22 protein-coding genes are annotated in these 18,020 nt (G+C 64.7%); 5 read left to right on the forward strand and 17 right to left on the reverse strand.

From position 1 onward, the window contains the following. Positions 1–97: 97 nt before the first annotated feature. Positions 98–2,371, reverse strand: coding sequence for a protein kinase domain-containing protein (locus AC1RPL_RS08300; RefSeq protein ID WP_493068772.1), 2,274 nt, complete (start codon positions 2,369–2,371; stop codon positions 98–100). 182 nt (positions 2,372–2,553) lie between these two features. Here AC1RPL_RS08300 and AC1RPL_RS08305 point away from each other — a divergent pair, with 182 nt between their 5' ends. Next, positions 2,554–3,324: a hypothetical protein gene (locus AC1RPL_RS08305; RefSeq protein WP_493068773.1), complete on the forward strand. Its 771-nt coding sequence runs from the start codon at positions 2,554–2,556 to the stop codon at positions 3,322–3,324. Positions 3,325–3,336: 12 nt separating this feature from the next. On the opposite strand, the gene AC1RPL_RS08310 is transcribed toward AC1RPL_RS08305, so the two are convergent. The 11 genes from AC1RPL_RS08310 to AC1RPL_RS08360 form a co-directional block, all read right to left on the reverse strand. Then, the gene (locus AC1RPL_RS08310) at positions 3,337–3,639 is read right to left on the reverse strand and encodes a hypothetical protein (protein WP_493068774.1); all 303 of its coding nucleotides are present in this window, start codon (positions 3,637–3,639) and stop codon (positions 3,337–3,339) included. Positions 3,640–3,714: 75 nt separating this feature from the next. Then, complete coding sequence (locus tag AC1RPL_RS08315) at positions 3,715–4,863, reverse strand: DNA cytosine methyltransferase (protein ID WP_493068775.1); 1,149 nt, start codon at positions 4,861–4,863, stop codon at positions 3,715–3,717. A 75-nt stretch (positions 4,864–4,938) separates the two neighbouring features. Next, positions 4,939–7,191, reverse strand: a complete 2,253-nt coding sequence (locus tag AC1RPL_RS08320; RefSeq protein ID WP_493068776.1) for an ATP-binding protein — start codon at positions 7,189–7,191, stop codon at positions 4,939–4,941. After that, on the reverse strand, positions 7,148–7,882 hold the full coding sequence (locus AC1RPL_RS08325) for a hypothetical protein (RefSeq protein WP_493068777.1): 735 nt from the start codon (positions 7,880–7,882) through the stop codon (positions 7,148–7,150). The genes AC1RPL_RS08320 and AC1RPL_RS08325 overlap by 44 nt, the downstream gene beginning before the upstream one ends. Further along, a complete protein-coding gene (locus AC1RPL_RS08330) occupies positions 7,879–8,700 on the reverse strand; it encodes a hypothetical protein (protein WP_493068778.1) in 822 nt (273 codons plus the stop codon). The genes AC1RPL_RS08325 and AC1RPL_RS08330 overlap by 4 nt, the downstream gene beginning before the upstream one ends. Beyond that, positions 8,690–10,498 (reverse strand): hypothetical protein, encoded by a 1,809-nt coding sequence (locus tag AC1RPL_RS08335; RefSeq protein ID WP_493068779.1) that lies wholly within the window; start codon positions 10,496–10,498, stop codon positions 8,690–8,692. Before AC1RPL_RS08335 ends, AC1RPL_RS08330 begins: the two co-directional genes overlap by 11 nt. Position 10,499: 1 nt before the next feature. Beyond that, positions 10,500–10,748, reverse strand: a complete 249-nt coding sequence (locus tag AC1RPL_RS08340) for a hypothetical protein (protein WP_493068780.1) — start codon at positions 10,746–10,748, stop codon at positions 10,500–10,502. A gap of 291 nt (positions 10,749–11,039) precedes the next feature. Further along, positions 11,040–11,654 carry a GntR family transcriptional regulator gene (locus AC1RPL_RS08345; protein ID WP_493068781.1) on the reverse strand — a complete coding sequence of 205 codons (615 nt, stop codon included), beginning with the start codon at positions 11,652–11,654 and terminating at the stop codon, positions 11,040–11,042. Between the two features lie 3 nt (positions 11,655–11,657). After that, positions 11,658–12,542 (reverse strand): phytanoyl-CoA dioxygenase family protein, encoded by an 885-nt coding sequence (locus AC1RPL_RS08350; protein WP_493068782.1) that lies wholly within the window; start codon positions 12,540–12,542, stop codon positions 11,658–11,660. Then, entirely contained in the window at positions 12,542–13,147 is a 606-nt protein-coding gene (locus AC1RPL_RS08355) for an acyl-homoserine-lactone synthase (protein WP_493068783.1), read from the reverse strand. The genes AC1RPL_RS08350 and AC1RPL_RS08355 overlap by 1 nt, the downstream gene beginning before the upstream one ends. Positions 13,148–13,225: 78 nt before the next feature. After that, positions 13,226–13,981 (reverse strand): LuxR family transcriptional regulator, encoded by a 756-nt coding sequence (locus tag AC1RPL_RS08360; RefSeq protein WP_493068784.1) that lies wholly within the window; start codon positions 13,979–13,981, stop codon positions 13,226–13,228. A 199-nt stretch (positions 13,982–14,180) separates the two neighbouring features. Between AC1RPL_RS08360 and AC1RPL_RS08365 the strand changes: the two genes are divergently transcribed. Next, positions 14,181–14,417, forward strand: a complete 237-nt coding sequence (locus AC1RPL_RS08365; protein WP_493068785.1) for a transcriptional regulator domain-containing protein — start codon at positions 14,181–14,183, stop codon at positions 14,415–14,417. Then, positions 14,362–14,970: a DNA -binding domain-containing protein gene (locus AC1RPL_RS08370; RefSeq protein WP_493068786.1), complete on the forward strand. Its 609-nt coding sequence runs from the start codon at positions 14,362–14,364 to the stop codon at positions 14,968–14,970. The genes AC1RPL_RS08365 and AC1RPL_RS08370 overlap by 56 nt, the downstream gene beginning before the upstream one ends. 94 nt (positions 14,971–15,064) lie before the next feature. Here the strand turns inward: AC1RPL_RS08370 and AC1RPL_RS08375 are convergent, their stop codons facing one another. The 4 genes from AC1RPL_RS08375 to AC1RPL_RS08390 all read right to left on the reverse strand — a co-directional run bounded on the left by AC1RPL_RS08375 (position 15,065) and on the right by AC1RPL_RS08390 (position 16,549). Next, positions 15,065–15,241 (reverse strand): hypothetical protein, encoded by a 177-nt coding sequence (locus AC1RPL_RS08375; RefSeq protein ID WP_493068787.1) that lies wholly within the window; start codon positions 15,239–15,241, stop codon positions 15,065–15,067. Positions 15,242–15,507: 266 nt separating this feature from the next. Further along, the gene (locus AC1RPL_RS08380) at positions 15,508–15,723 is read right to left on the reverse strand and encodes a hypothetical protein (RefSeq protein WP_493068788.1); all 216 of its coding nucleotides are present in this window, start codon (positions 15,721–15,723) and stop codon (positions 15,508–15,510) included. Positions 15,724–15,774: 51 nt separating this feature from the next. Further along, on the reverse strand, positions 15,775–15,990 hold the full coding sequence (locus tag AC1RPL_RS08385; RefSeq protein ID WP_493068789.1) for a hypothetical protein: 216 nt from the start codon (positions 15,988–15,990) through the stop codon (positions 15,775–15,777). A gap of 79 nt (positions 15,991–16,069) precedes the next feature. After that, positions 16,070–16,549 (reverse strand): Hsp20 family protein, encoded by a 480-nt coding sequence (locus AC1RPL_RS08390; RefSeq protein ID WP_493068790.1) that lies wholly within the window; start codon positions 16,547–16,549, stop codon positions 16,070–16,072. Between the two features lie 318 nt (positions 16,550–16,867). On the opposite strand from AC1RPL_RS08390, the gene AC1RPL_RS08395 reads away from it, so the two are divergent. Continuing rightward, on the forward strand, positions 16,868–17,152 hold the full coding sequence (locus AC1RPL_RS08395; protein WP_493068791.1) for a DUF3175 domain-containing protein: 285 nt from the start codon (positions 16,868–16,870) through the stop codon (positions 17,150–17,152). Between the two features lie 108 nt (positions 17,153–17,260). Here AC1RPL_RS08395 and AC1RPL_RS08400 read toward each other — a convergent pair whose 3' ends face one another. Further along, positions 17,261–17,440: a hypothetical protein gene (locus tag AC1RPL_RS08400; protein WP_493068792.1), complete on the reverse strand. Its 180-nt coding sequence runs from the start codon at positions 17,438–17,440 to the stop codon at positions 17,261–17,263. 239 nt (positions 17,441–17,679) lie between these two features. Between AC1RPL_RS08400 and AC1RPL_RS08405 the strand changes: the two genes are divergently transcribed. Then, positions 17,680–17,943, forward strand: a complete 264-nt coding sequence (locus AC1RPL_RS08405; protein WP_493068793.1) for a DksA/TraR family C4-type zinc finger protein — start codon at positions 17,680–17,682, stop codon at positions 17,941–17,943. The last annotated feature ends 77 nt before the right edge of the window (positions 17,944–18,020 follow it).

The following is an 18,020-nucleotide window of genomic DNA, read 5'->3' on the forward strand; positions in this document are numbered from 1 at the left end:
GACGTGGACCGTCGCTTGATGCAGACGCGTCTAGTGGCCCTCATCTGCAGTTGGGACCGAAGCTGCATGCTCGCGTTGGCGCGGAAATGCCTGAACCTTACATCAGGTCGAAGTCGAGCTGTCGGCGGGACTGCGACGCCTCGTTGCTCATGCCCCAGCGCCGTGACACGAGCGCGGCGATTAGCTGCTCCTTTTCTGTCGGTAGGTCCTGACGGCAAAACACGTAGACGCGCCAGAGCCTGAGATGGCGCTTGAAGATGTCGCGGTGGTCCTTGTGAATGCGGTCGCGCATGCTGACCTGGCCATGTCTACGCAGCACACGTTGCCGCACCGAGGTCGCGCCGGGTGCCTTGCGCGTCGCATAGATGATGATGTCCTCCTGCGCGACCCCGGTTTCGAGGGCGATGTCGCGCTCTACCTGCAGCCTACGCGCCGGGTCGAGTAGGCCGAGCGATTCGAGCTTGGCCTGCCGATCAGTGTAGTTCTCGTCGGTCAGCCCATCGGCGGGAAGCACATGCGAGCGAAACGTCGGCCGATGTAGCTTGCGGCTCAAATAGGAGTGGATCAAGCCGCGCGCGGTCTCGGGCCCCTCGCGCAGCAGCCGCTCGAGCAGCGCGCCATCGGTCAAGCGCTCGACTTGCGCCTCATCAAAGCGCTCCGGGCTTTCCTCCATCGCCAGGGCCAGCGCCTTGCCGATCATCGCGCCTGCGGCAAGCTTCGCCGGGTGAGTATAGACCTTGAGGAAGAGCGCGTAGCGCTCGGCTAGGATCGACAACACCGCATGATCGGCATCGAGCCGGAACCCATGGTTACCGTAGAGCTTGGGCAAGATCTCGCGCCCGCGCGATGCGGGTCCGGTGATTCGATCGAGCGCGAACCAGCGATAGATAGCGCTGTCGATCCGGTGATCGAGTCCGCAGTGCAGTGCATCACGGTCGATATAGTCGAGCACATCGGCACCGGTTGGCCCCTCGATCAGCGAAGCGATCCATTCCGCCGCTGACTCTCCAGTGTTCCCGAACAAAAGGTCGATCACGAGGCGTCCGTGCGGCACTGCTTGAAGGATTTCAGTGAGTTCGGCGTTGGGCGCGCCGAACAGCCGCTGCAGTCGTGCATGATTGTCATCGTGGCGCGCGAAGAAGCCCAGTTCGTCCTCAAGCGTGTGCCCGAACGGCGCATGGGCAATGTCGTGGAGCAGGCCGTAGAGGCGCGCCGCGCGTCGCTGCTCGGGCTCGAAGGCGCGGCCTTCGCGCATTTCGATCGACCGAAGGATCTTCTCCACGACGTGCATGACGCCGATGACATGCGCGAAGCGGCTATGCTCGGCGCCGGCGTAGATGAGGTGTGTCGTGCCGAGCTGACGGATGTGCCGCAGCCGCTGGAACTCCCGGGTGTTGATGACGCTGCGCTCGAGATCGGTCAGTTGGATGTCGCCGTGGAGATTGTCGCGCATGACGCGCGGGAAAAGGATCGTCTTCTCGGCGTTGAAATTGGGTACGATCTCACTTTCCAGCTCTGCGCGTAGCTTGGCGATGGTCTTGAGCGCGTCGGCAATCTCAATTCGCTTAAAGTCCTCGACCTCGATCATCCGCATGACCAAGTCGATGATCCTCGAATCCACTGTGGAATTGATATCGCGAATGTTGCGCGGAGCCGCTTCGAGCATCAGCGCCTTGAGGCGCCCCGCCGACTCCCCTAGCGCGACTTCCCAAGGATAGCTGTTGGTGAGCATGCGGTAGCAGATCACGCCGACCGCGAAGACGTCGTGCGAGGGATTGAAGGATGAGGGGTCTTCGAACTTCGCCGGCGGACAATAGCGCGACGCGCCGATCTGCCAGAAAGTCATGTCTTGGATCGGTAGAAACTCGGCCTTGCATTGGCCTAGGTCGAGGATGGTGAGAACGTCGCCCGAGGCGGTGACCAGCGCGTTATCGTCCTTGATATCACGATGCAGCAGCCCCAATGAGTGCAGATATTGCAGGCCCTCAAGCAGCTTCTCGGCGATCAACAGCACCCGCGGTCCGCCGAAATGGGTCTGCTCGCGCGTGTTGCGGCGAACCCAGGTCCCGATTGGATCGCCTTCGGCGAAGCTCATGACAATGAAGGGCCGTCCGTCCTCGGTTCCGCTGTCGACGAACGCTGGGAATGCAGGATGCGACACGCGCTGCATCGCAGCCTTCTCGTTCTCGAACCGCTGCGGTCCACCTTCCGCGGCGTTCTTGCGCAGCCATTTTAGCGCAAAAAGCGGCAGCTCCTCGCCACGCTGGACAAGATAGGTGTTTCCGTAAGCGCCGCGTCCGAGCCAGCGCTTGACCGTGTAGCCGCCGACTTGCTGCGGCCGTGGCTCGTCCTCCAAGAGACGTTCTTCCACAAGCATGCCCCCTTCACCGCCGATAGCCGTCGCCGCGATGGCTAGGTATCAACGGATAACGCTCGGCGCGACTATAGAAGTGATCCAGTCAAGGAAGCAACCGGGGCAAATGTTACAAAATACCGTGGCTGAGCAATCCTCAATAGGAATACCATTATTGCTGCCATTCTGGAGAATTATTCATGCGGATGTTCAAGGGCGACAGCACGGCGATCGACGAACGGCGGTGGCGGCTCCGGGGGCGCCTCAAGCGATCGGCCCGAAAGCTGGTCGATGGCTTGGGGCAGCTGTTCTACGTGGCCGCTATCTTTTTGGTCGGAGTGTCGGGCTGGGCGGCCGGCATCAACGTCATGGCGTCCGGCTGGAAGTCCGATGCCGCGGCATGGGTGCAGGCCGCCGGGTCGATAGCGGCGATCGCCGGAGCGGCCTGGCTCGCACAAAGCGAAGGGCGAAGGCTGCGACGGGCGCGCCGCGAGCAAAATGAGGAGGCTGCGTGGTACGTTCGCTTCGCTATCGTCCAAGCGCAGTTTGAGAGCCAGATCATCGCCGCTGAACTGGTCAACCGCACGGCCCCGATAGAGCAGAGCGAAGTGCGAGCCTGGCGGCAACAGGCGGTCACAAGCGCGATTGGGCTCAACGCGCTTGTCGGCAGAACCGATCACGTCCACCCGGCAGTGACCCACGTCATCTCCAACGCTAAAGTCCTGATCGATGATCTCATTGATGACTTGGCTGATTTGGCGCGACTTATAGAGAAGGACGAGCCGCCGACTCAGGAGCTTGTCGGACGAATCGTGTCGCCGCACTTGGCACTGCTAGAGGTCATAGACCAATATGACGCACGCATGCGCGGCATCCGGCTCGCCCTCGACGAAGGCGGCGATGCCTTGCCGATCAAGCGCTGGGCTTCCTGGGATCCGGAATATGTCGGCGAGCCGGCGGAGGAGCGTTAGTACCGCGCGCGGTCATTTTCGACGCGCGTATCGGCTGGGAGCGGCGGAGCGCAGCTGCCCATGAGGATCGATGACAAGAATCTTGCGCACGCCACGCTCCGCGGCGCGCGCGTGCGCAAGGTGCATCAGGTCGCTGGCAGGCAGCTCGAAGCCGCTGAACGCAAGCGGCGCGAGCTGCTCATCCGCAACGGGACCAACCACTTCCATGTCGAGCGAGGCCAGCGCTGTCGAGCCATGTGGCGCGCATCCGACGTGAACGAAGAAGAAAGCCTCGCCATCGTCGATCTTGGTCGGGTCGTAAATTAGCTCAGCCATGCCGTCTCGCCCTTCAAAGAACGAACATAGAACATTTCGGCCGCCGCGCAAAGCGATATGCGCGCTCTGGAGCGCTCAGACGCGGGCGCGATAGTCCGCCTGAAGCTGGACCGCCCGCTTGAGATGGGAGCGCACGCTGGAGCTCAACCGCTCAAACTCCGCTGTTTTCGTGAGCGCGTGGATTGTGTCGCGAGGATCCGCCTGTAGCTCGCTTCCGCCCAGCAGCTTCTCGACGCGGCGCAGGCGCGACAGGACGTCGCCCGCCGAGGCCGCGGTGAGGCCGCGCTCTTCCCCAAGCCACCGCCGAAACACGTCGTCGCCGTCCGTCACGCCGCGGGTCCTCTCGTACAGGGTGATGGTCTCTCCCACCCGGCGGGCGAGATCGACCGGCACTGCGTTGGCGACCATCGTGTCGATATCCGTCCTGGTGCCCTTGAACGCGAACTTGCTCGCGAAGGTTTGGATGCGAGCTCGCTCGAAAGGCGTCAACTGCCGAATGCCTTCGAGCGTGTCGGACGCATCATTCTCGTGAAGCCGATATTTTGGAGGAATGGGGCGGTTGGTCGACCGGATCGTGGCGGCCGGCTCGTCGACCGAGTAGATCGCTTTGCGCCCCCAGTTGCGCGGGTGTCGATAATAGACATCGATGCCGAGCTCATCGCCGAGATAGTCGCGGACGGACGTTCGATCCTCGCGGCGCACATCCTCAAGATGGCGCGTGAGGAAGCCGTCCTCCTCGCCGAGGCAGCCGACGCAAAAGAACCGCTTGCGAATTTGCGGCACGCCGAAGAACGAAGCGTCCAGGACGACCTCGGTCATCCCATAACCTGCGCTGGCGAAGGTCGGACGCGCGTGGCTGTAGGCGGTGCTGCCCACGACAGACGGAACATTCTCCATGACGAACCACTGAGGCCGCACCGCGCGGACAATCTCGGCGAAGATCATGGTCAGATCTGCGCGGCCAGTCTCGCGCCGCTGCCCAGCGGCGGAGAAGTCCTGGCATGGTGGTCCACCGATGATGATATCGGGACTCTCACGATTCACCCGGTAGGTGGCGTCAACCAGATCCGAGAGATCAACCGCGCTCGCCTCATGCCCGAAATTATCGTTGTAGACCTCGCGCGCGGCATCCCATTTCTCCGCGGCCATCGCGACCTCGAAGCCGGCGGCCTCGAATCCGGCGGACATTCCGCCGCATCCGGCGAACAAATCTGCGACGCGCATGGTGTTCCAACCCCTTGATGGAGCCGGGGTCTACATCGTCGACGACAACGGCGTCAATAAATTGACGCCGAAGCCTCATTCCTCCTTGGGAGGCGCTGGAAGGGCCTTCGCCGGAGCCAGAAGCTGCGCGGGCGCGCCGTCCGTGGCGATCTGCGCAGGCGGGTCCAGGAGATGATCGAGCTTCGTCATCGTGACGCGCAGCCGCTCGTCCTTCTCCGCAATCTTTCGCAGCAGGCCCCAAACCTCATCGCCCGCGAAGCGCTGGACAAGCTCGATCCGGGTGTCGTCGACATCGGCATCTGCGCGCGTGAGCATCGCCGCCAGCATGTCGACATACGCGGCGCGCCCCTCGCGGAACACCTCGTTCCAGCTCTTGACGGTGGTTCGCGTGTCTGTAGTTCGGAAGGCCGGGTTCCCCGGATTTCCAACCAGCAGGCCCGTGATCGTCGCGTCGGGATGGTTGGCCTGAACGAAATGCAGATAGTCGCTGAGCTGCCTGTCGTTCTCCGCGTTCAGCTCTGGCTGCCATGGCGACTTCAGCTCGACAATCTCGATTGTCCGCTCGTCGACGCTGGTCAGAAAGATGACATCGGCCCGCTCCGCCTCGGTCATGCCCTTGATGATGCGGCCGGTGCGCCAGGTCTTGTCGTCGAGCAGGTCCGCGGCCTTCTCCACCGAGGTCTTCAGCTGCTGGTTGGCGGTGAGCAGCTCCCCGCGCGGCTGCAGGATCCAGGGGAAAACCTCGACGAGCTTCTGCAGCCGCGTCTCCGAGGTGCGGTTCTTCAGCTCCTGCAGCATCGTGAGCGCATACGCGCGCTGAGCGAAGGTGAGCGCCAGGTTCATCGCCTCGGGCACGGCGTGCTGATCCAGCCGCAGAACGAACGCTGCCAGCTGCTCAGGCGACGCGCCCGCCTTGAGGAAGTCGTCCCAAACCTCCTTGATGAGCTTGCGCGCAGGCAGGTTGGTCCAAGCCTTGGACACCGCGATCAGCAAGTCTCCACGGGCCTTGTCGACCGCGGACTTGGGTAGGTCGCGCGTCGCGTCGGCGACAAGCTGGTCCACCGCCTCGTTCTCCGCCGCCGAGAAGACAGGAATCTGCTTGGCGGCGCGCAGCGCGCCCGACTTGTCGCGAGTTTCCTTGCCGTGCTTGCCAGCCCGATGCTTGGTGTACGCGTCAAGCCATTTGGAGACCTTGTCCTTGCCCCAGGCGGCGAGCGGCTTCGCGGCGGCGGCATCCCAGTCGATGCTGGTCCGGTCGGTCGACACCAAATCCTCATCGAGCTCGTCGAGCCAATCCGCCTCGACGACGGCGTAGAGGTAGCGTTGGAAAACCTCCTTGCCCGTCGACTTGAAAAAGAAGGGACGATCCTGCGCGATCTTGCCATGGACGAACACGCCGACACCCGCCTCGTCCGTGGTCGGGCCCGCCTTCTCGAAGAAGCCCGCCCAATAGCGCACGTCCTTGCCGTCGATCTTCTCGGTCAGCGTCGAGCCGGGCTCGGGCGGGATGCGCAGCTCGAACTCCGGCAGCGCCTCCGCCTCCTCGATCTTCTTCCCGTCGACATGAACCTCGAAATCGGAGCGTGCGAGGACCACGGTGAAGCGCCGCGACAGGCCCGACACCGTCGCCGCCCGGTTGGGGAGCGCGTTCGGCGTTAGCCGGGTCATGAGCACGAGGGTGCCGTGGCCGACTCCGCGCACCTTGCCGAGAAACTCCACGACGCGCGCCCGTATCTGCTCGTCGCCGCCGCTCGGATCGGCCGCCGCGTCGACATCATCGGCCGGGAAGTTCGGCTCATATCGTCCAGTCGCGCCCGCCTTCTTGAGGCCGTCGAGCTCGAGGGTGAACCAGTTCAGCTTGCCCTCGGCGTAGGTCGCGACATCGACGCGGCCGGCGATGCCGAAGGGCGCGAGCTTGCCGATCCCCTTGCGGCCCATCGGCGGACGTCCGCCCCGAGAGCGATCCTTCGGGTTTGCGCGCTTGGCCTTGCCGATCACGAGATAGCGCGCGTTGATCGTCGCAAGCGTCATGCCGTCGCCATCATCGGCGACCGCGATGTATGCGTCGGATCCCTCGGCGGCCTCCCGCACATCAACCCAGACATGCCTCGCGTCCGCGTCCCAGCTGTTCGCGACAAGCTCCGCCAGCACGTTCGCCGGCTTGTTCTGATAGAGCTTGATGCCGAGATGCTCGATGACGTTGTGATCAAACAGCAGCGCCGGCCGTGGCGGGGGCCCGTTCGGCTGATCCTCCGACGTTGCGGCGTCCTGCAAGTCAGACATATCAGGCGGCGGCCTTGAATTCTGGATTGGGCAGCAATTCGGCAAATTGCTCGGCGCTCAACGACTGCACGTCATAGGTGACGTCCAGGTGCTGCATCACCTCTATAATTCGCATAATGCTGCCTTTTCCTGTGCCCTTCGCGCCTTTGCGCACCGCGTTATTCGTAGGATCCCAATAGATTCGGTGCAAGAGCCGGACGAATTCGACTGAGCCGGCTAATCCGAGATCGGCGGTTCGACTCATGACCTGCTCCTCTATCTTTGTCTGCTCGGATGCGCCGCCAAGCAGGACGCGCGCGAACGCGCCGAAGCGTGAGACGGCGACCACGCCGCCGCGGACTAGGTGTCGATGGCTGTGATCCTGGTTGCGCCCTGCGATCTTCTCCACAACGTGGCGCGAGCGCGCGCCAATCGTGTAGAGCCCTTTTTCGAAGGGGAAGGTTGCCGGCGAGAACCAGAGCGAAAGCCAAGGCCAGACGTTGGGCTCGCCAAGCAGCTTGCGGATATTCTCGGGTCCTACATTGCCCGCGACATACATCGCCAAGTCAAACTTGTTGTCGAAGGCATTCTTCGACAATTTGCCGACCCCAAGGTCGACGGTGAGCTTGTCATTGTGCAGCAGCGTCATCGGCGGGGGCTCAGCGGTCCGACGCTCGCCATCCGTCTGCCGCCCAAGATACGCCGAGAACAGCTTCATTCCCTCGGCGTTGAACGCCCGGATCGAGTGCGCGCTCATGTTTGGCTCTCCGCCGCGGCGGCAAGCCGCTCGTTGGTCTTGGTGGTCAGCTTATACTCGCCTGCGAAGGCGACCGTCGCCTCGCGAACCCAGGTGTCCGCGGCGGCGTGCAGGCCGCCCGGCGCGTCGTGATTGGGGGGCGGCTCGCCGTGAAAGCGGCGAACATGCTCAAGCCATTTCTTGCCCCACGGTGTCAGCTGCAGATCGTCCCGCAGGCAAAGCCGGAACAGGACCTCGCGAAATACCTGTGGGACGATCGCGCCCGCCAGCGCCGGATCATGGGTGAGGTAGTTAGCGTGATCCGCCATGTCCCGATTGACGAGCACAACGGGACCTCCCGCGTCCTCCTCGGCCCAGTCCATGATCCAGGGCAGCTCGCCGAGTTCCTCCGCGCGCACGACGATGAGTTCGGAGCGATCCGCCGGTGGCGTGTCGCCTTCGGAGGTCACCTTGTCCGCCTCGGCCAGCAACCTGCGGTTCGCCTTGCCAACAATCTTGAGGCGGAAGCTGATGCCCGCCGGCCCGTCGAAGCCGTCAAGCTGCAGTTCGGTCAGCGGGGAGGCCTTTCCAAGCAGGTCCTTAACCGCGCCGACCTCGCGCCGAACGTACGATGCCGTCGACAATCGCCACGCCTCGATCACGACGTCGGCCGCTAGCCACTCGGCGTGGTCGTGCGGATGCTCCTCGGGCAGCTCGAGACGCTCGAGACGCGCCGTCACCGGCCCCTCCTCGGCCTGATCTACGGCGAAGGCGACCGCGTGCTGCGGAATGCGCACACGATCGGTGAAGTTGAAGCGGCGCTGGAGCTTACGCGGCATCGTCGACCTCATCCTCAATGTCGACCGAAACAAACAGGTCTCGGGAAGCCAGGAAGCCGGTCACTTTGAGCTGGAATCCCGGCCTCGCGTTCTGAATGACCAGCTGCGACGGCTCCGCAACATACTCACCGTCTCCCTTCGCTTCGATCTCTATCGTGCTGGAGGTGAGGTCGAAATCTTCCTTGCTCCATCTCGGTTTGCCGCGGCGCCGATCATAGGCGACCGAAATCTTCGCATGCAGCGGATGCTCCCCGCCGGTCCGCTTGATCGAGAAGCCGCCCGCCGCCTGCGCAAGGTCGAAGCCTTCCTTGTCGGCTTTAGGGATCTCGATCTTATCCTTTTCGTCCTTGGCCTCGTCTTTCGCCTCCTTCTCGGGCGGCTTGCGGGTCCAGAAGAAGTCTTTGAGGGCGTCCTTGATAGAGGCGGGTCCCTCGGAGTGCGCCGCGATCGCGTGAAGGTCTCGCAGGGCCATACGCACGGTCCGCATGGTGTCGCCTGCACCCTTGTAGGCATTCTTCACGCGATCGGCGATCCAGCGGGAATGCGCCGGCCCCTCGGAGTCGCCAAGGAAGCGGGAGGCTGCGCCCTCGTCTGCGACGAGCAACGCGACCGCCGACTTGCCGATAATCTTCGGGCTCTCGGGCACGCTCACGCGCCCGCGCACATAGGTTTCTCGCGCCTGGTCGGCGCTCGCGGCGCGGCGAAGATAGAGGCGAACGGTTCCAACCTGATCGCCCTCCGCGGCGGGCCGCACCGCGATGGGCAGCTCGACCGCGACGATCTCGTTCTCCGCCCATGCCGCTCGCATCGTCTCAACGGTCGAGGCATCGAAATCCGTCGCGCAAAGCCCGTCCTTCACCAACGATGCCTTGGGCTTCAGAAGAGCGGGAGGCACCTCGGACGTGACGATGCGGCTAAGCTCCAAGGCGGCCGATAGGTGCGGCAGCAGCTGTGCGGCCGCGTCCGCGATCGTGTCGCGGTCTAAGACCAGATCGTCGATCTCCACGATCAGCCGCCCGGACAAAATCTGGTGGAAGCAATGCTCGATCGCAGCCGCGGCAAGAGCGTCGGCGGTCAGGGCTTTGGACGGAAACGGCACGATCATCGAAAGCCCGGGCTCGCCTGCACGTGTCAGGCCGAAGTCTGCGATGAAGGGATCCGCCTCCGCGCCCTTGAAAGGGCGCGGCCACTCGGTCAGGTCGGCTGGCGAGTAGAGGCCGTAGGCATCGAACTGCCCTTCCTCGCCAAGCAGGCGATGGAACTTCAGCGCCGCCTGGCCATACAGCAGTGTCTCACCGTCGCTCGCGCGCTGCGTGACGCCGAACACGAACCGCAGCTGCGATCCGGCGGCGATGGTGCTTTTGCCGACCCCATGCCTTCCGCCCGATGCGCCGGCCTTCCCAGAGTCGCCGTAGCGCTTCCAGAACCGGATGAAGCCGCTGTCGTCATCCTCATCGGAGTCGTGCGCGCCGAGCAAGCCGGTGGTGCCGAAATCCTCGATCGCTAGGAAGGGCACGGGGCCTGTCGCGTCCAGCGTCGCCGCCGCTGCGCTGTCGCATGCCTCGAGGTGCGCCCTGAGCCCGGGGATGTATCGGTTGTGGAAGCGGTCCCGATCCACCGCGCCGAAGCGAAACTTCAGGCGAACGGCATCGATGCCGGCGCGCGCGGCATCGCCGCTGTTCTGGCTGACCTCGCGGACCAGCGACTGCGCAAGATCACGATTCTCATCGACAAAGAACTCGTCGTGCTTGGGGTTAGAGGCGACGCTCCACGCTCCGAGGCGATTGAAGTTCCACATCTCAGAGCTTGAACTCAATCTTGTTCTTGGTCGGCGTCTCGCTGAACCGGCGCTGCATCGCGTCCACCTCTCTCGAGAGAGCAGCGGTGATCTTCTTGATGTCCGCCTCGTCAAACTCATATGCCGAACGGTTCGAGAGGTTGCCGACCAAGCGGATGGACTTGAGCGCGTTCGCGACCCGCTTTTCCGCGATTCGGACGAATTTCGCACGACGATCGTCCGCTGCTGCAGTGAGTTTTTGAGCCGCCATATCGCTCCCTTTCGCGCCAGGGGCGTAACGACGTTTCGTGAATACGTCAATTGAGCGGATAAATTATCAAAAATATTTAGCCAATTTGGCGCAATTTTCTTCCCACACGATCGCTAGTTGGATCAGGGGTTGCGTAATATGCACGATGGGTAAGCTGAGAAGCGGTATATTTGGACGAACATCGTGCGCTTCACCGCATTCTCAGACATTAATTGCGGCAGCGACGGCGAGGCTCGAGGGACCATGCGATGACGTTGACATCCTATCGAATTAACGGAGCTTTTCGGCCGTCTATCCGATGGAAAGACGCATCGCATGCGCGAGAATCGTGGCTACCGACCTAACTCTTCGGCGATGATACCGTGCCAGTGCCGCGGTCAGCTCGGCGCGCTCCACGCTGGCCGCGATAGTCGCCAAGCCAATCAGTTCTTCAGTCACGGATTCTAGTGCGGCTACCTCGGCGCGCCGGAACGTCGCAAGCTGGTCGTTGAGCGCCCTTACAGCAAAGCCGAGTTCAATATTGCCGGCGCGATGCGCAATCTCATGGAAGAGTACAGCCGTCGAAGACGCGATGTCCTCGCGGGCGATTCGACGTGCAACCCCTTCCAGCATAAACCCAGTCGTAAGTCTCTTCGCGGCAATGCCCAGCACGAGTCCATTCCAGTTATATAAATCGCGTAACTCCGCTTCTGTCAGCAGCGGAACACGGAATCCATTGTGGTTGGGCGCCTCGACGAGCCGCTCGCCAGTGAGCCGGTGCAGCGCGTCGCGAATGGGCGTGATGCTGGAAGCGATCTGCTTGCCGATCAGGGCAGGCTCGATCGGGCTGCCGGGCGGCAGTTCGCCTTCCGCGAGCATGCGCTTGAGCTCGTTGTAGACCCGCTCGAAGGTGGCGCCGGGACTCATGGCCTATCCTCCGGTGCGCTGCCCGGCGACGTGTGCCTCGATTAGCGCCTGCTGGTCTGGGCGCAGCGCGTCGACCGCGCCGATTGCGTGGCTGAGTACGTCATGGAGCAGGATCGACGGGCATTGGCCTTCATAGTTGCCAAGGTTGGGCCGGTGCTGGCGGTAGCCGACCAACGCCGAGAGCTCGGGCGGGAAGTGACGCGCAGTCTCCGGCGGATAGGCGAGCCACTGGTTCTCGTAGGGCTTGAGCCAGCCTAGGCAGTAGCTGACGATCGCGCCGCGACGCGTGGCGAAGCTGCGGTTGCCGCCGGCGCCGTGCAACGTCGAGCCGAGGAACACCAGCGCGTCGCCGGGATCGAGTGCGATCGCGATCGGCGTGGCGTCGAGATCCGGGTCGAGCGCCTTGGCGCCGTGGCTGTCGGGCCAGAGAAGCGTGGTGCCGTTCATCTCGCGATACGGCGTGAACGGCCACATCACGTTGACGAGATATTCGATCGTGCCGGTGGGTCCGCGCCACATATCCTGGTCGCGGTGCGGCAGCTGCGGGAGCGCACCGGGGTGGAGCGCGATCGCTTGGGTCAGGTTGAGCTGGATGCAATCGCACCACGGGCCGAGGACATCCTCGGTGATGCCGAGGATCTCGGGATGCATGACCAGCTGGGCGGCATGGGGGCTACGGGCGAGCAGGCGCCCGAATCTCTTGGTGCGCTCGCCATAGAAGCCGCCTTGGCAGAACGGCGTGTCGGTGAAGGCCTGCGCAAGGTCCTCGTCGAGCGCCTTGATCGTCGTGCCGGGGAGAGCGTTGCGAAGGACCCAATAACCGTGCTCGAGTAGCTGCTGGGTCGGATCGGGGGCCGCATGCGCGATGGGCTGGACCATGGTGGCCATCACGCTGCCTCCTGCTCGAGCTCGGCCGGGGCGTGGATGCCGTTGGCCCTGAGCAGCGCGGGCGTGTCCGGGGTGATCTCGATCCGGAGCGCGCCGAGCGTCATGCGGCCGATCGTCCGCGGCGGCCCGAGCAACGCGGCGTGCCAGCCGAACTGGAGGATCTGGTCGAGCCATCCCTGCTCGGCGACGCCGGTATAGGTCGTGATGCCGTTGTCGAGCGCATAATGGGCGAGCGCCGTGACCAGCGCGTCGCGCCAGCGCCGGCGCTCGGCCGCGTGGAGGCCGCGGTCGAGGCAGAAGCGGGTGATCTCCCAGGTGTCGGGGCCCGACGGCGCGGGTGCGTCGCATAGCTCGGTGAACATGTCGCCGAGGATATGCGGCCGGGTCGTCGGCAGCAGCCGTGCCGAGGCGAGGTGGCTTCGCTCGGTGTCGGCGAGGATCAAATAGCGGGCGTGCTGGTCGTCATACTGGTCGATCTCGAACCGGTCGGCGAGGATCGGCAGGTCCCAGCCGAGCAGGTCGACGAACACCCGCTTCCTGGCTTCGAACATTGCGCGCATCACCGCATCGCTGGCGGCGCTGTCGTCGTCCTGAGTGAACAGCATCTTCGGGCTCCCCTGGTCGTGGAAGCCCGATGCTGTGCCCGGTGGCCGGCGGTGACCATTCCCCAGAAATGGGGAGTTTCAACGGATCATCGCATCGGTGAAGGTGAGCGCCCCGTCATAGAGGGCGTGGATTGCCAGCTGGGTCCGGTTGAGGACCCCGTAGCGGCGCCGCGCCTCCTTCATGTGCTGGATCGCCGTGTCATGCCCGATGCCAAGGATCTGCGAGGTCTCCCAGTCCGACTTGCCGCGCGCCGCCCAGTAGATGCAGTCGCGCTGGCGGTCGCTGAGCCGTGGGCGCTCGAGATCGAGACGGCGCATGCCCGAGAGGCGGCGCGCGGCCTCGAACGCGGCCGTGCCGACGAACTGCGCGAGCGGAACCCATTCGACGCGGTAGGTCCGGCCCTGGACGGTTGCGAACGAGCACGAGCCTTCCGACTCGCCCGGCATGTGCGCAGGCACGGTGTAGCCCTCCCCGAGGCCGGCGCGCTTCGACCGGGCGATGATCTCCTCGTCTCGCCGGCTGAACTCGATAAGCTCGCGCAGCATCGTCCAGGGAAAGCCGAGATTGCGCAGGTGGCTCGCCCGGTGCACCGGGTCCGAGCGGCCAAGCCCCTCGGCGTCGAAAAACGCTTCCCAATCCGCCGGGTAGTTGTGGATTCGGATCGCGGGCTGTGTGCTGCGCACCATATCGACATGATGGGTCAGCGCGAAATAGCGGAAGCCCATCTCGCGCGTGATCGCGTCCACGAGGCCGCCGAGCTCGCGGATGCTTGCGGCGGCCTCGACCGCAAGCGCGAATTGTTGTGCTGTCGCAAGAACCATGAGCAACGCCATACCGATGAAGGACGCGCCCCAAGCCGCAGCGTCCATGACCAAGACTTGCCCTGTTCGCGTGCGGCGCTTTCCCGTCGCCGCCACGGTCGGATCGATAAGGCCCTGTATTTAGCCCGATCCTTGCCGCGGGGCAAATTCGCCTGGCAGCAACCCTCGCTAAGTCGCTCGGCTGCAAGCCCAATGCCTCGCCGGATCGGCGATGAGGCACGCGCCTGACACCCGTCCGGACTGGCGGGACAGCGCGCCCTACCGCGCGCTGGCTGGGATCGACCGCGCCGGCCTGGCCTGGGAATGGCTGCGCCGCGATCCAGACTATGCCGAGGTGAGCGCACGGTTGCGGCGCGCCGGCGGGACGGCCCCACATCTCGAGATGGAGGCGGATGCCCGGGCATTCGGCTTATGCTTTCGCCGAGGATGCCACGCGCCCTGCACCTGAGGCGCGCCTGCTCTGGCATGCGGACCTCGATCCCTTCGTACTTCGGGTCCGGGCGTCCCCCGCCGAAGGATCGGATCCCGACGCGATCGATCTCGCCCGTCTGATGCGGTGGGCGACGATCGTGCGTGGCGGCGGGCGCGAGCATGTCGCCTTGTCCGACGGCTGGCACCGCATCCGCATCGACGTGGTCGAAGGCACGCTGGTCGAGGACGGGCCAGCCCGACTCGACTATCTCTTGTCAGGCCTCACAACCGTCGATGCCCATGTCCTGACCCTGCGTCGCATGCTCGGGCTTTGGCGCACCGGGCGCTTCGGCGGAACGCTATACCCGGCTGAACCCAGCCTGCCGCAGCGACTGGAGACACTGCGCGTCGGCGATGCGATCGCGGCAGGCGCATCCTATCGCGAAATGGCGAGCGCATTGTACGGGAAGGAGCTCGTCCGTGCCGAATGGAAGGGGCGGTCCGACTTCCTGATGTCGCGAGTCCGGCGTCGTGCGGCCGAGGCTCGGGCGATGGCGGCCGGAGGGTGGAGGGCCCTCCTGCGGAGGTGAGAAGGCTCGCCAGTACGATCGATCCGAGGGTAGCTCAGCCCCGAGACCTTGTTCGCCCCGGGCCTGTTCGCGCGCTCCCGGCAACTCGAGCTCTTCAGCCCCCGCCCTCGACGTTGATCGGGGGCGCAAGGGGATTGACGTTCTCAGGCTTCAGGCCGTCGTCGGCGGACCGCTGTTTGCCAGCCACCGCCTCGCCGTCCCTGGTTTCCTGTGCCTCCGCTGCCGCGCCGTCCGGCTTTACGCCGGGGATGCGCTCGTGATCGTCGCTCATGTCAAACCTCGTGCTGAAAGTATGCGAAGCCTCAACGCCCTAGAGGTGGCCGGGTCCCACGATCATCCTGAGCTGCAGGTCGAAAGCGTCCCAAGCCAGGACTAGCTGCCAGGTAGTGCGCCGCCCGCTGGCTTTCCGGCGCGATGGATGTGTCGGTGTCGTGACAAGCGCCGGCCAGTCCGTCGTCCCCGCTGGACCCGAGTCGGCGCTCTCGCGCCGGGTCTGGACGGACCTTACTCCCATTTGCGCTACGATCGGGAGGATTGTCAGGCGCAGCCGGTCAGCGCGGCGTGCGCGGCGCGAAGACTGAGCAGCCGCGCCGCGGCCTCGGATATTGTCGCTGGTTTTGATGCGCTCATGGTGTTGCCGCGCAGGTCCGATCGGATATGGTCGGCCACGGCGCAGAGGTCGCGCACGCCCGGTTCGCGGGCATGCGCGATGCAATCGATGACGGCGCTCGGGATGGTTCGTCCCGTGAACATGGATCTCCCCTGGATTCTGACATGGTGGGCGGCATCGGCGGTCCGCCGGGATCATGGCGCGTCGAGGCTCTTGAGCGCGTCGAGCACCTCGCCGACCGGGACCGGCCCCGACAGCTCCGGCGGCTTGCGCAGTGTCGGGCGCGACCGCACCGCGTATTTGTCCGACGCCCAGGACGCGAGGATCGCGCGCTTGACCTCGGGCTCGAGCTGCGGGTGGCTTGCCAGTTCGTGCGGGCCGCCGAGCGACCCGAGATAATGGACGGACATGGTCCTTCCTTTCGGTTCGGATGTTGGCGATTCGCATCGGCCCACCCCGGCGTCGGGCGCCGGAGTGGGCCTGCGTGGCTCAGGCCGCGTCGCGCGCGGCGTCAGGCCCTTCGAGGCGATCATTGGCGGGCGCAGTGTTCGTGCCGTTGATCGCGATCTTGCGGGGCTTCATCGCCTCGGGCACCTCGCGCTTGAGCACGATGCGCAGCAGGCCGTTGTCGAAGTCGGCGCTCTCGACGATCACGAAGTCAGCGAGCTGGAAACGCCGCTCGAACGCCCGCGTCGCGATCCCGCGGTGTAGGAACCGGCCGGTATCGCTTTCCTCGGGCTTGCGGCCGCTGACGGTCAACTGGTTGCTCTGCGCGACGATCTCGATCTCGTCGGGGCTAAAGCCGGCAACCGCCAGGGTGATGCGGTAGCGGTCCTCGCCTTCCTGCTCGATGTCGAACGGCGGCCAGGTCTCGGTCTCGGCGCGCGCCGAGGTCTCGAGAAGATCGAACAGCCGATCGAAGCCGACGGTCGAGCGGCGGTAGGGCGAGAAGTCGAAATTGGTCCTCATATCCAAATCCTCCAATGAGCAATTTGAGCACGAGGCGCACCGGGAGAGCCGGTGCCCTCGGGGTTCACCGGACCGAAAGTCGCATCCGGCGGCGCTGAGATGGTTTTTGCCATCCGCCGGTCAAGAGGAGCGGTTGGAATTTTTTTTGTCGGTGCTTCATCGCGCTTCGCCGAGGGGCTCCGCCGGCTTGCGATAGCCTTGGCACCCGCCTCGGGGCGAGTTGCCAGGACGGCACGATGCCGTTGCCGGGCGGATCGGGCTTCTTTCCCGCGCGTTTTTACGAGCCAGGTCCCTTTCAAGCTGATGAGGAGAGCGCCGATGGCGCAGCATAAATGGTCGCAGGACGTCACCGAGCATTCGGACGCGCTCGACCTGGACAAGGGCGTGTTCACCAAGGACGATCCGAAGGAGATCGCCCGGTCGCTGAAGCGCTCGGCCGAGCAGAGCAAGCGCCGCAAGGGAACGCCGCTCCAGTCGGCGATGGGCATGCTGACCTTCTACATCAACCGCGCCGGCGACAATCTCGGCAAGGCGGACAGGGCCAGGCTCGAAAAGGCAAAGGACGAGCTGCGCGCACTGTTCGACAAGGAAGAGGACGCCTGACGCGTCCGCGTCGGGGGGACACGGCCCCAGTCGATCCGGATCCGAACGGTCTTCGCTGCTGCCTGGCCAGTGCGAGGTTCCGCCGCCTCGAACCCGCGATGCGCGAAATCAGCCGGTCAGGCGCTCGACGGGAAAGCACAGGCTCAGGCGCAGTCCGGCTTCGTCCCACGCCAGCGTGAGGGTCCCGCGCAGGCTCCGCGCCGCTGCCGCCTCGAGCACGCCGCCAAAGCCTGCGCCCGAAGGCGGGCCCTTCACCCGCGGACCGCCGCGCGCCATATTTGGCAGCATTGGTGGTGAGCTCCTGGAGGAGCAGCGCGATCGAGGTGAGCGCGGTGCCGGACAGCCGCACGTCGTCACTGCTGATCGATACGCGTTCGTCGTCGAGTTCGTGCGGTGCCACGATGCCTCGCAAACGCCTTGTGTCCGTACCGTGTCGGAAGGGACACGTGTCGCGGCAAGTCGCAGCGTTGTCTGCGGGACACCCTTTCCTATCTAAGCCCTTGTAACGACGCGAAGGCCTGGAGAAAATGGCAAACGGCTGGGCGCCCGACGGCGCCGTGCAGGATCAGATCGACGACACGGTGATGGATGCGGTGCTGCGTGCCCGCGGCATGATGCCCGCCGGGGACGGCAGCGAGGAATGCGACGATTGCGGCGAGGACATCCCGGCGGCGCGCCGCGCGGCGCTGCCAGGAGCACGGACCTGCGTGCGCTGTCAGGCCCGGCGCGATGCTACCGTTCGCAGCGTCGGAATCAACCGGCGCGGCAGCAAGGACAGCCAGCTGCGCTAAGGTTGGGGTCGTGCCGCGACCGGGTGCCTCCCCTCGCGCTGGCCTCGCGCACGCCGACACCGGTGCATCCTCGTCAT

It is taken from the genome of Sphingomonas sp. GW821-FHT12D09, from assembly GCF_058807215.1.

Bases quoted from the DNA above. Each gene is read 5' to 3' on its own strand.
- AC1RPL_RS08305 (WP_493068773.1), top strand. From the start codon at position 2,554: ATGCGGATGTTCAAGGGCGACAGCACGGCGATCGACGAACGGCGGTGG.
- AC1RPL_RS08310 (WP_493068774.1), bottom strand. From the start codon at position 3,639: ATGGCTGAGCTAATTTACGACCCGACCAAGATCGACGATGGCGAGGCT.
- AC1RPL_RS08315 (WP_493068775.1), bottom strand. From the start codon at position 4,863: ATGCGCGTCGCAGATTTGTTCGCCGGATGCGGCGGAATGTCCGCCGGA.
- AC1RPL_RS08325 (WP_493068777.1), bottom strand. From the start codon at position 7,882: ATGAGCGCGCACTCGATCCGGGCGTTCAACGCCGAGGGAATGAAGCTG.
- AC1RPL_RS08330 (WP_493068778.1), bottom strand. From the start codon at position 8,700: ATGCCGCGTAAGCTCCAGCGCCGCTTCAACTTCACCGATCGTGTGCGC.
- AC1RPL_RS08335 (WP_493068779.1), bottom strand. From the start codon at position 10,498: ATGTGGAACTTCAATCGCCTCGGAGCGTGGAGCGTCGCCTCTAACCCC.
- AC1RPL_RS08340 (WP_493068780.1), bottom strand. From the start codon at position 10,748: ATGGCGGCTCAAAAACTCACTGCAGCAGCGGACGATCGTCGTGCGAAA.
- AC1RPL_RS08345 (WP_493068781.1), bottom strand. From the start codon at position 11,654: ATGAGTCCCGGCGCCACCTTCGAGCGGGTCTACAACGAGCTCAAGCGC.
- AC1RPL_RS08350 (WP_493068782.1), bottom strand. From the start codon at position 12,542: ATGGCCACCATGGTCCAGCCCATCGCGCATGCGGCCCCCGATCCGACC.
- AC1RPL_RS08355 (WP_493068783.1), bottom strand. From the start codon at position 13,147: ATGCTGTTCACTCAGGACGACGACAGCGCCGCCAGCGATGCGGTGATG.
- AC1RPL_RS08360 (WP_493068784.1), bottom strand. From the start codon at position 13,981: ATGGCGTTGCTCATGGTTCTTGCGACAGCACAACAATTCGCGCTTGCG.
- AC1RPL_RS08365 (WP_493068785.1), top strand. From the start codon at position 14,181: ATGAGGCACGCGCCTGACACCCGTCCGGACTGGCGGGACAGCGCGCCC.
- AC1RPL_RS08370 (WP_493068786.1), top strand. From the start codon at position 14,362: ATGCCCGGGCATTCGGCTTATGCTTTCGCCGAGGATGCCACGCGCCCT.
- AC1RPL_RS08375 (WP_493068787.1), bottom strand. From the start codon at position 15,241: ATGAGCGACGATCACGAGCGCATCCCCGGCGTAAAGCCGGACGGCGCG.
- AC1RPL_RS08380 (WP_493068788.1), bottom strand. From the start codon at position 15,723: ATGTTCACGGGACGAACCATCCCGAGCGCCGTCATCGATTGCATCGCG.
- AC1RPL_RS08385 (WP_493068789.1), bottom strand. From the start codon at position 15,990: ATGTCCGTCCATTATCTCGGGTCGCTCGGCGGCCCGCACGAACTGGCA.
- AC1RPL_RS08390 (WP_493068790.1), bottom strand. From the start codon at position 16,549: ATGAGGACCAATTTCGACTTCTCGCCCTACCGCCGCTCGACCGTCGGC.
- AC1RPL_RS08395 (WP_493068791.1), top strand. From the start codon at position 16,868: ATGGCGCAGCATAAATGGTCGCAGGACGTCACCGAGCATTCGGACGCG.
- AC1RPL_RS08400 (WP_493068792.1), bottom strand. From the start codon at position 17,440: ATGCTGCCAAATATGGCGCGCGGCGGTCCGCGGGTGAAGGGCCCGCCT.
- AC1RPL_RS08405 (WP_493068793.1), top strand. From the start codon at position 17,680: ATGGCAAACGGCTGGGCGCCCGACGGCGCCGTGCAGGATCAGATCGAC.